General features: G+C 60.6%; 8 protein-coding genes, 1 tRNA gene and 1 pseudogene. 5 read left to right on the top strand and 5 right to left on the bottom strand.

From position 1 onward, the window contains the following. Positions 1-108, top strand: a pseudogene (locus tag AX018_RS23860) (IS5/IS1182 family transposase); the annotation flags it as partial. Between the two features lie 18 nt (positions 109-126). Here the strand turns inward: AX018_RS23860 and AX018_RS23855 are convergent. Genes AX018_RS23855 through pilV form a run of 4 tightly spaced genes read right to left on the bottom strand, consistent with a single transcriptional unit; the run spans position 127 to position 3,028 of the window. Continuing rightward, a complete protein-coding gene (locus AX018_RS23855) occupies positions 127-717 on the bottom strand; it encodes a hypothetical protein (protein WP_245951820.1) in 591 nt (196 codons plus the stop codon). Positions 718-726: 9 nt separating this feature from the next. Next, on the bottom strand, positions 727-1,365 hold the full coding sequence (locus AX018_RS23850; RefSeq protein WP_111882716.1) for a pilus assembly PilX family protein: 639 nt from the start codon (positions 1,363-1,365) through the stop codon (positions 727-729). Continuing rightward, positions 1,365-2,426, bottom strand: a complete 1,062-nt coding sequence (locus tag AX018_RS23845; protein WP_111882712.1) for a PilW family protein — start codon at positions 2,424-2,426, stop codon at positions 1,365-1,367. The genes AX018_RS23850 and AX018_RS23845 overlap by 1 nt, the downstream gene beginning before the upstream one ends. Further along, on the bottom strand, positions 2,423-3,028 hold the full coding sequence (gene pilV / locus AX018_RS23840) for a type IV pilus modification protein PilV (RefSeq protein WP_111882709.1): 606 nt from the start codon (positions 3,026-3,028) through the stop codon (positions 2,423-2,425). Before pilV ends, AX018_RS23845 begins: the two co-directional genes overlap by 4 nt. Before the next feature lie 186 nt (positions 3,029-3,214). Between pilV and ribD the strand changes: the two genes are divergently transcribed. Then, entirely contained in the window at positions 3,215-4,339 is a 1,125-nt protein-coding gene (gene ribD / locus AX018_RS23835; RefSeq protein WP_245951817.1) for a bifunctional diaminohydroxyphosphoribosylaminopyrimidine deaminase/5-amino-6-(5-phosphoribosylamino)uracil reductase RibD, read from the top strand. Between the two features lie 67 nt (positions 4,340-4,406). On the opposite strand, the gene AX018_RS23830 is transcribed toward ribD, so the two are convergent. Beyond that, positions 4,407-4,494, bottom strand: a tRNA-Ser gene (locus AX018_RS23830). 750 nt (positions 4,495-5,244) lie between these two features. Between AX018_RS23830 and AX018_RS23825 the strand changes: the two genes are divergently transcribed. The 3 genes from AX018_RS23825 to AX018_RS23820 form a co-directional block, all read left to right on the top strand. Further along, a complete protein-coding gene (locus AX018_RS23825; protein WP_111882703.1) occupies positions 5,245-6,282 on the top strand; it encodes a ParA family protein in 1,038 nt (345 codons plus the stop codon). Positions 6,283-6,288: 6 nt separating this feature from the next. Next, positions 6,289-7,020, top strand: a complete 732-nt coding sequence (locus tag AX018_RS25030) for a hypothetical protein (protein WP_146749436.1) — start codon at positions 6,289-6,291, stop codon at positions 7,018-7,020. Positions 7,021-7,211: 191 nt separating this feature from the next. Next, positions 7,212-8,221 (top strand): IS5 family transposase (locus AX018_RS23820; RefSeq protein ID WP_111882700.1); only part of this gene is annotated, 1,010 nt, incomplete at its 3' end.

Here is an 8,221-nt window from a genome sequence, read left to right as displayed (position 1 = left end):
CGCACGTTCGAGCATCAGGTGGTGGAGTTGCATGTCCGCGTGGCCGTACTCAACCGCTTCAGCCAGATCGGTCGTCCTCAAACCGTTCTGGTGGCCGCCATGGCATAAATCCGTCTGGGGTTGGGGCTATGCCGTCTTCGAACTGATTTGTGCAACAAAGCCGTTGGGGATGACCGCTCGCTGCAGGATCGTGAGATTGGTGGTATCGATATAACGATCCCCGCCCGAGAGGGCCAATCTGAGCATGTCGATGGCCGAATTGGTGGCCCAGTTCAGGAAGTTGCCACTGAAAGCATCGCTGCACTTGCGGCTGGTTGCCGCGCCCGTCCGATCGAAGCGCTTGTAGTCGGCTTGGGTGAAGCCCGTCGGAATGGTTTCGCTCGGACTGTCGTTGTAGCGGTAGCAGCTCTCGGAGTCGTAGTAGCCGAGATATTCGGTGGTGTTGGAATAGGTGTTGTCCGTATCACCGCTGGGGGTGTATTGAGCGCCCACCGTGGGATATTCCACCGACAGAGCCAAGGCAATGGCTGGCTTATCTAATGTGGAGTTGGCGTACAGAGGTTCGGTCGCCAGGGGTAGTGTGGGAATGAGGGGGGGCGTGCTGAGACCAAAGGCCAGAAATGAAATGGCTGCAACAGGCACGCCAAAGATCAATGCCCATGTGCTCGCACGCCGCATAGGTGAGGGAATGTGCTTGATAAGTTGGTGCAACGGCATGATCGGATCTCAATTACGGTAAATCATCTGAAGTACCGTCTGGGTATCGGTATTGGGACCGAAACCCATTACGGTGACACGATATATGTATCGCATACCCTCGGGATTCTCCGTGCGAGAGTAGGAAGGATCGGGAATCGGTTCGATGATGTAGCGGGGTGGTTTTGCCGGCTGGATACCCGCGGTGCCGGAGGGAAAGGCGCGGCCGGTGAATGCCCCGAATTCGGCTGTGGCGGCACTGCTGCCCGTGGCGTCGAAGTTCACGGTGAGCCAGGCCGGTTTCGTCGATGGGATGTAGGCACAAAGTCCTTTTGTCGCTCCAGAGGACCCGCAGCCCGAAATGAACTGGGAGATGTCCGTGGCCTTCAGTTTGAAGATGGAGTCGCGCCTGGTAGCCGATCCGGCGGGCAGGCCCAGGATGTCGTATTCCGCATCCAGCAATCCCGCCTCGGTGGCTTGCCAGGCGATCTGCTTGTCTCTGTCGCTGCGGGTGGCTCTCTCGGCCATCATGGCAATTTGAATGCCCCCCACGCCCAGGATGGAGACGACGATCAGGATCAGCATCACCACGATCAGGGATGCGCCTGTCTGTGGGGCCCGGGCATTGGACAGCCTGGGCTGTACCGGGGACGGCAGGTGATTGGGCATCATTGTTTCGCTACCTGGGCGTTTCGGAGGTGAACGGTGAAGGTCACTGTCTGCCGCAGCCTTCCATCCGTGGGAGTGCTGAACGACGTGCCAGGATCGTTTGTGGAGGCGAAGGCGGAGCCGATCGTGCCGGAGGCCGTCGACGTGGCGGAGCCGAGCGGATAGAGCGTCCTGGTGGTGTTGTCCACGGCGGATCCGGGTGGGCCGCGCAAGACCATTCCGATACGGATGCTGCGAACCTGCCTCCAGTTGGCCCTGGTGGCGGCATCGTTTCCGCTGACGGTCAATTGATCGGCGCGAAGGTATCGCTCCGGTACGGTATCCACAGAGGCTGCGGCGATTGCCGCGGTGTTGCCCGGGCCTATCCCGTCCACGCCATAGAGCACCTGAAAATTCTCGACCCCTTTGATCAGCGGCTGGGCGTCGAATGGCGCGCTGCCCGTGTCGGACCGCGAGCACATCAACGAAGGTTCGCCGTCGACGGCCACGCCGACATGCAGGATGCTGAGCATGCGGTCGTACCGGTCGGTGGGCACGGTAGTGACCGTGTTGCCGGAACAGTCGATGACCGCCTTGTCGGATTTTGGGCCCGATGCGGTGTCCCAGGGAGCGGCAGCCACCTGAAAGCGCAGGACAAGGATGTCGCTGCCATAGCCCACGCTACCAGCGGATCGGGCCGTGCCATCGCTCCAGGCGTCGCCCGTGGCTCTCGATTGATTATTGAGCCCGAAAATATTCGGATCGGGGTCTGCCGCCAGGCCTGTGGTGTTCGGGGGGACGGGCGTTGCGGCAAATTGCACGTCCTGGAAGCCCACCTGCACGCCGAGGCGCTGGAGCAGATCGACCGCGAAGCGCGCGTTGTCCCGCAATTGGGACTCGGCATCCACGCTGGTGAAACCCTGTCTGGAGATGACCAGCGCCGTCACTGCGGCGAGGACCACGAAGGTGCTGATGGCCATGGCCACCAACAGTTCCACCAGCGTCAGACCGCGCTGGAGCCGGGCACGTCGCTGCAGCGATGGCGTGCCCAGAGGGTGCGGGCGGGGCTTGGAGAAGATCATGTATCGCCTTGGGAGTTGCCGCTCGTCACGGGGAAGATGAGCGAAGGCACCGAGTCCTGCTGCGTTGCCGTCTGGATGACGGCCGTGCCCGTTGCGCTGCGGTCGGTGGAGTTGCGTGTCCAGCCGATCTTGATGACGGCGATGCCGCTGCTGCTTGGCGTGCAATCCCATTGGCCCTTGCCGCTGGAGTCATAAGGGGCACTGTCGAAACAGACCACGACGCGGGCGCCAGGCAACTCGGCGCGCAGCCGTGTGAGCCACTCGGTCATTTCCGCTGCCGCGACTGCCTTGGCGGTGGTGCACCCCGTGGAGGCGTTGGACACGATCATGCAGTATTCCGATGGCCCGGAAGACATGGTGCCCGACAGATCCACAATATATGGGTTATCTGGCGTGCTGCCGGGCACGCCGGGCTTGGCCCCGACGGCTTTGTTGCCCCGCATCATTTCGGCCAGTTCCCTGGCGAGGTTCGCGGCCTGGGCCTGCATGCGGGCATCGCGGTTCGCCTGGACGGCGTAGGCCTGAAGGCCTACGACACCCAGCATTCCGAACGACAGCACGACGATGGCCACCAGCACTTCAATCAGCGAGAAACCGCGCATGGCCCGTGGCGGACGAGCTCCGGGCGGCCGGATCGGTTGCTGCACAATGCTTCGACTTTTCATGCTGAAGATGTTACGAACAATTGCACGCGGAGGGAATGGCCTCCACAACCGTTCGCTCTCCCAGAAAAACCGTTCACTCACCCTGGCCCTTGCGCCGGGCAATGCGTTTCCATGGAAGTTGCCATGACCGCCCTGTTCAGTCCGAAGGAATTGATGGGGCTGGCCCACGCCCAGGCGCAAGAGGGGATGTACCGCACATCACCCAACCCGAGGGTCGGGTGCGTGATTGCGGATGCGGCGGGCAGGGTCCTGGGCCTGGGCAGTACCCAGCGGGCGGGGGAGGCGCATGCGGAGGTCATGGCGATGAGGGACGCCAAGGCCCGGGGGCACTCGATGCAGGGGGCCATCGCCTACGTCACGCTGGAACCTTGTTCCCATCAGGGCCGGACAGGTCCCTGTTGCGATGCGCTGGTGCAGGCCGGCATCGGGAAGGTCGTCGCCTCGCTGCCGGACCCCAATCCCCTGGTGAGCGGGCGGGGGTTTGCGCGGCTGCGCGCGGCGGGGGTCACTGTCGAGGTGGGGCCCGGGGCGGACGAGGCCAAGGCACTGAACCGGGGGTTCTTCAGCCGCATGGTCCGCGGCATTCCCTGGGTGCGTTTGAAGGTGGCGGCCTCGCTGGATGGAATTACAGCGCTTCCGAATGGCCGCAGCCAGTGGATCACCTCGGAGGAAGCCCGCAAGGACGTCCATGCTTGGCGCGCGCGCGCCTGCGCGATCCTGACGGGGATCGGGACGGTCCTCGCGGATGATCCGCGCCTGGATGTGCGGGGCCTCGATACGCCCCGCCAGCCCTGGCTGGCGATCGTTGACAGCCGCTTGCGCACCCCGCCGGAGGCCGCGCTGTTGCGCGCACAGGCCCGGCAGGTCGTGATCTATACCGCCGTGCGGGATGAGGGCCGCGAGGCCGCGCTCGTGGAGCGGGGCGCCACGGTGGTCTGCCTGCCTGCGGAGGAGGGCGGCCGGGTGCACCTCGGGAACATGCTGCAGGATCTGGCACGGCGTGGCGCCAATGAACTCCACGTGGAAGCCGGCGCCGAGCTCAACGGGGCCCTGGTGACCGCGGGGGCGGTGGATGAGTTTCTGGTGTATCTGGCGCCCCGGCTGCTGGGGCAGGGGCGGGGCATGGCGCACTTCGGTCCGCTGAACGCGCTGTCGGAAGGGCCCGACCTGGTGTGGCATTCGATCGGCCAGGTGGGAGCCGATGTGCGCATGCTGGCCGAGGTTCGCGGGCGCGCCGGTTTCTTCTAGGTGCCGCCGGCGCCCGGCCGGACGGTGCGAGGACGATGTCCCGGGAGGAAGGGCCGTCCTGTCGGGGTGGCGGAGACTGTGAGATTCGAACTCACGGACGGTTGCCCGTCGGCAGTTTTCAAGACTGCTGGTTTAAACCACTCACCCAAGTCTCCAGGGTTGCGGATTCTACCCGTGCCACAGGGCCAAGGCGGCTTGCGGCATGCCGATACCGGACGCTCCGGGCAAGGGTTGGGCATGGACGGTGCAATGGGTAGGCTACTGGGTAGGCATCACAATTCTCGACATGAGCATTCAGCCTACGCATTTGCAATCATGGAACCGCTTTGTTGTGCGGGCTTTCGCTGTTGCGTCCCCATTACTCGGTGCTACGCACACATGGCACATGGACGGCGCAGCGATTGAACTGCGGTTGCCCAGTGCAGAAAGGATCGAGAGAGACCGGAATGTCGATAACCCGGTGAGATAGCCCCCCGAATCTTCGGACACGGTCCTCGCGGAGCACCGTCACTCCGCCCCCCTGCCCCTATGAGGCCGAGTGGGGTGGCGATGCTGCGTAGCATCTCTTGTCAGCGACGCACCTCCCTGAGCGCTCACAGCCCAAGACTTGCCCTCGCGCGCCTAGACAACGTCCTTGGCAGTCATAATTGGTTTGATGCAAGCCTGCTGGGGGCTAGTGGCATTTTTATACTCGGGTGCCTGAACAATGAGACGATCGCAAACCCAGGTTGCGATCCACTTTCAAGAGGGGGCATTTTTCAGAATATTCTGCATCGGCCATGCTTATCCACAGAACCTACGAGATAAATTTTCCGGAGGGCGGTGCAGGCAACGGCATCAGCGTCCAACAGGCGCGCAACTCAAACTTGCGCGCAACAAGTCGCGAACCTAACTGAGGCTCAACAGTGACAAAGATCATCTCCCTATACAACAACAAAGGTGGAGTCGCCAAGACAACTACAATTTTCAATCTAGCCGTTTATCTGGCGAAGATCGAATCTAAGAAGGTGCTTTTGGTTGACTGCGACCCTCAGTGCAACTGTACAGAGCTGTTCTTCTGCTCTACAGAGAGCTACGACGACCCAGATGCTCCGCTTCCCGGCACGACCATCTATGAGGCCCTCAAGCCCCGATTCGATGGCGATGCCGCACGGATCGACGCGAGCAAAATACATCTTCCAGCCTCTCCCATTTACGAGAATCTATTCCTCTTCCGGGGAGATATCAACTTCTCGCGTGCTGAGCAGAACTTCTCAGTTGCAATTGCCCAGGCAATCACAGAAGCGGTGCACGAAAAGAACACTTACGCCGTGCTCACTCGCATGTTCCGTGATCTAGCCAGTCTGCACGGTTTTGACTACATTCTTTGCGACGTTGGCCCAAGCGCAGGGTCGATAACACGCATGGTGATCCTCTCTTGTGATGGCGTTTTCATTCCTACAGCACCCGACCGCTTCTCATTTCAAGCAGTCCAGGGGATGGGGGCTATTATTAGCGACTGGCTTTCTCGGCATGAGGCCGTTGTAGCGTCCCTCGCCCCCTTTGGCCTTGAGGCCTATTTTCCTACCACTAAGTTCTACGGTGCGATCCTCAATAACTACAAGATACATCGAGCTGGTCAGAAAAAGGCGTCCTATTTGAAGTGGGAGGGGCGCGTGAAGGACGCGTTGATTGCAATGTTGACCAACCCTGCACTAAAGCGACTAGAGCCATTATCTCCTCAACTCCTAGCCGAGCCGTTCGTTGCATCAATCCGGGATGTTGGTCCAATGGCGCCAGTTGCCCAACTCGTTGGGAAAGCCATTTTTGACATCGACCAGAAAGACACTGAGCTAGCCTCATCCGACGGCGATTACTACCGTGGCGCAGTCTGGGGCGAATGGGTAAAGCGAATGCACGAATACAGTGCAGAAGTCGCAAAACTTGCTGCTATCCTCAATTAGACGATCATGGCAAAGACCTACAGCTTGGTTGCCCTGCTTGACGTTCTCGCGTATCGCAATCACCTTAAGGCGGATCGCGCCTCTGGACGTGAGACGTTTAAATCGAAGCTCGAGGCAGCCCTGTCAGTGCTCGGCTCGATCAATGAGACTGATTTGGCATATCAAGCGATCAGCGACACGATCATAATTGCCGCAAATGCCTCGACAAGGATTGCAGACTTTCTTTCGACTATTGCAGAAGTTCAGCGAGCATTTCTTCAAAGTGGTCTGCTGATCCGGGGAGGTATTGCATTCGAGCAGCATTTCAAGTCTGGCAGCCTCACCTACAGCCATGCTCTCGCCGTCGCATATGAGCTTGAGCAGAAGCAAGCCATTTACCCACGGGTCGTGATTGATAGAAGCGTTATTGAAATGCTTCGTACCGGCAGCAGATTCGCCGCTGAGGATATACAGCACGTCCAAGATGATGCTCTAATTTGCTTTCAAAATGGAGTTCATTTTGTTCACTTCGTCCGCAATCATGTACCCCAATGCTATGAGTTGGCGAAGGCAATTTTCGTCGCCGAATCAGTTGATCTTGATGGCCGCGAGGCTGAGCTAGCAAAGCATCGCTGGCTACAAGATTACATCGTTGCCTTCTCCGATGAGGATCCAGTTCGATATATGGGTGACATCGAGCTTCTCAATTTTGGGCAGAAAGAGGGCCAAGCTGTGGTGCATGGCGAAGCAGCAGCCTAATCCTGCATTCATTAAATTAACTCGCGTCAGCAAATCTCCGATTGCGTTCGAGGTTGAATGAAGCCATGCCTGCAAAGAAGTAACAACTCTGACCTTGCCCCCGAGTTCCGGAGTGCATAGCCCCAAGGGAACCTCTCAAAACCCATCAAATCCCTTGCTGACCAAGAACGCCTGCCCCTCTCATTGCCATGATCACCCCGCCTAGCGCACTGAAGTTCGACCTGTTCGCAGAGGCGTCGCGCCAGCACAAGAGGGATGAGGTGGGCGACCCGCTGCAGGCGATCGCGCGGCACATCGACTTCGGCGAACTGGCCGGGCTGGTGGATGCGTTGATTGAGCGCGGCGATGGCCGCAAGGGTGGGCGGCCCGCTTACCCCACCGAGGTCATGGTGCGCATCCTGGTCCTGAAGCGGCTGTACAACCTGTCGGATGAACAGATGGAATATCAGTTGCTGGATCGGGCGAGCTACCAGCGCTTCTGTCTGCTGCAGGATGCGATGAACGTGCCGGACCGCAACACCATCTGGCGCTTCGGCGAGCGACTGGGAGTGGAGGGAGTGACGGCCCTGTTGCAGGGGGTGGATGCGCAACTGCAGCGCCACGGCTACATCGCGCGGGGCGGGCAGGCCATCGATGCGACGCTGGTGCCTGCGCCGCGCCAGCGCATCGGCAAGGAGGACAGACAGTGCCTGGCGCAAGGCGGGCAGCCGGACTGGAGCGATGCCCAGCGCAGGCAAAAGGACGTGGAGGCCACGCACACGAAAAAGCACGGCAGGAGCTACTTCGGCTACAAGCTGAGCGTGAGCGTGGACCTCAAGCACGGCTTCATCCGCGCCATCGCCACGGGCACGGCCAGCGAGCACGACGGGCACCACTTCGATGAGGTGCTGGACATGCACAACACCGGGCGGGCGGTGCATGCGGACAAGGCCTACCCGAGCCGCCAGAGGCAGCAGATGCTGCAAGTGCTGGGCTTGGTGGACGCGATGCAGCGCCGTGCGCGCCCGGGCAAGCCCTTGAGCGAGTGCCAGAACAAGCGCAACCGGCGCATTGCCAAGAAGCGGGCCAAGGTCGAACATGTGTTCGCCGGCATCCGCCATCTGGGGGGCAAGTTCGTGCGCACGATCGGGCAGGCGCGTGCCACGGCGGCCATGACGATGATGGCGGCCTGCTACAACATGAAGCGCCTGGCTTCATTCCT

It is taken from the genome of Paracidovorax anthurii, from assembly GCF_003269065.1.
GTDB classification, from domain to species: domain Bacteria; phylum Pseudomonadota; class Gammaproteobacteria; order Burkholderiales; family Burkholderiaceae_C; genus Paracidovorax; species Paracidovorax anthurii.
The sequence above is the reverse complement of the archived record's forward strand: the minus strand, read 5'-3'. Positions and strand labels throughout refer to the sequence as shown.

Coding starts and splice junctions, on each gene's coding strand:
- AX018_RS23855 (WP_245951820.1), bottom strand. CDS start 717: ATGCCGTTGCACCAACTTATCAAGCACATTCCCTCACCTATGCGGCGT.
- AX018_RS25030 (WP_146749436.1), top strand. CDS start 6,289: ATGGCAAAGACCTACAGCTTGGTTGCCCTGCTTGACGTTCTCGCGTAT.
- pilV (WP_111882709.1), bottom strand. CDS start 3,028: ATGCGCGGTTTCTCGCTGATTGAAGTGCTGGTGGCCATCGTCGTGCTG.
- ribD (WP_245951817.1), top strand. CDS start 3,215: ATGACCGCCCTGTTCAGTCCGAAGGAATTGATGGGGCTGGCCCACGCC.
- AX018_RS23845 (WP_111882712.1), bottom strand. CDS start 2,426: ATGATCTTCTCCAAGCCCCGCCCGCACCCTCTGGGCACGCCATCGCTG.
- AX018_RS23850 (WP_111882716.1), bottom strand. CDS start 1,365: ATGCCCAATCACCTGCCGTCCCCGGTACAGCCCAGGCTGTCCAATGCC.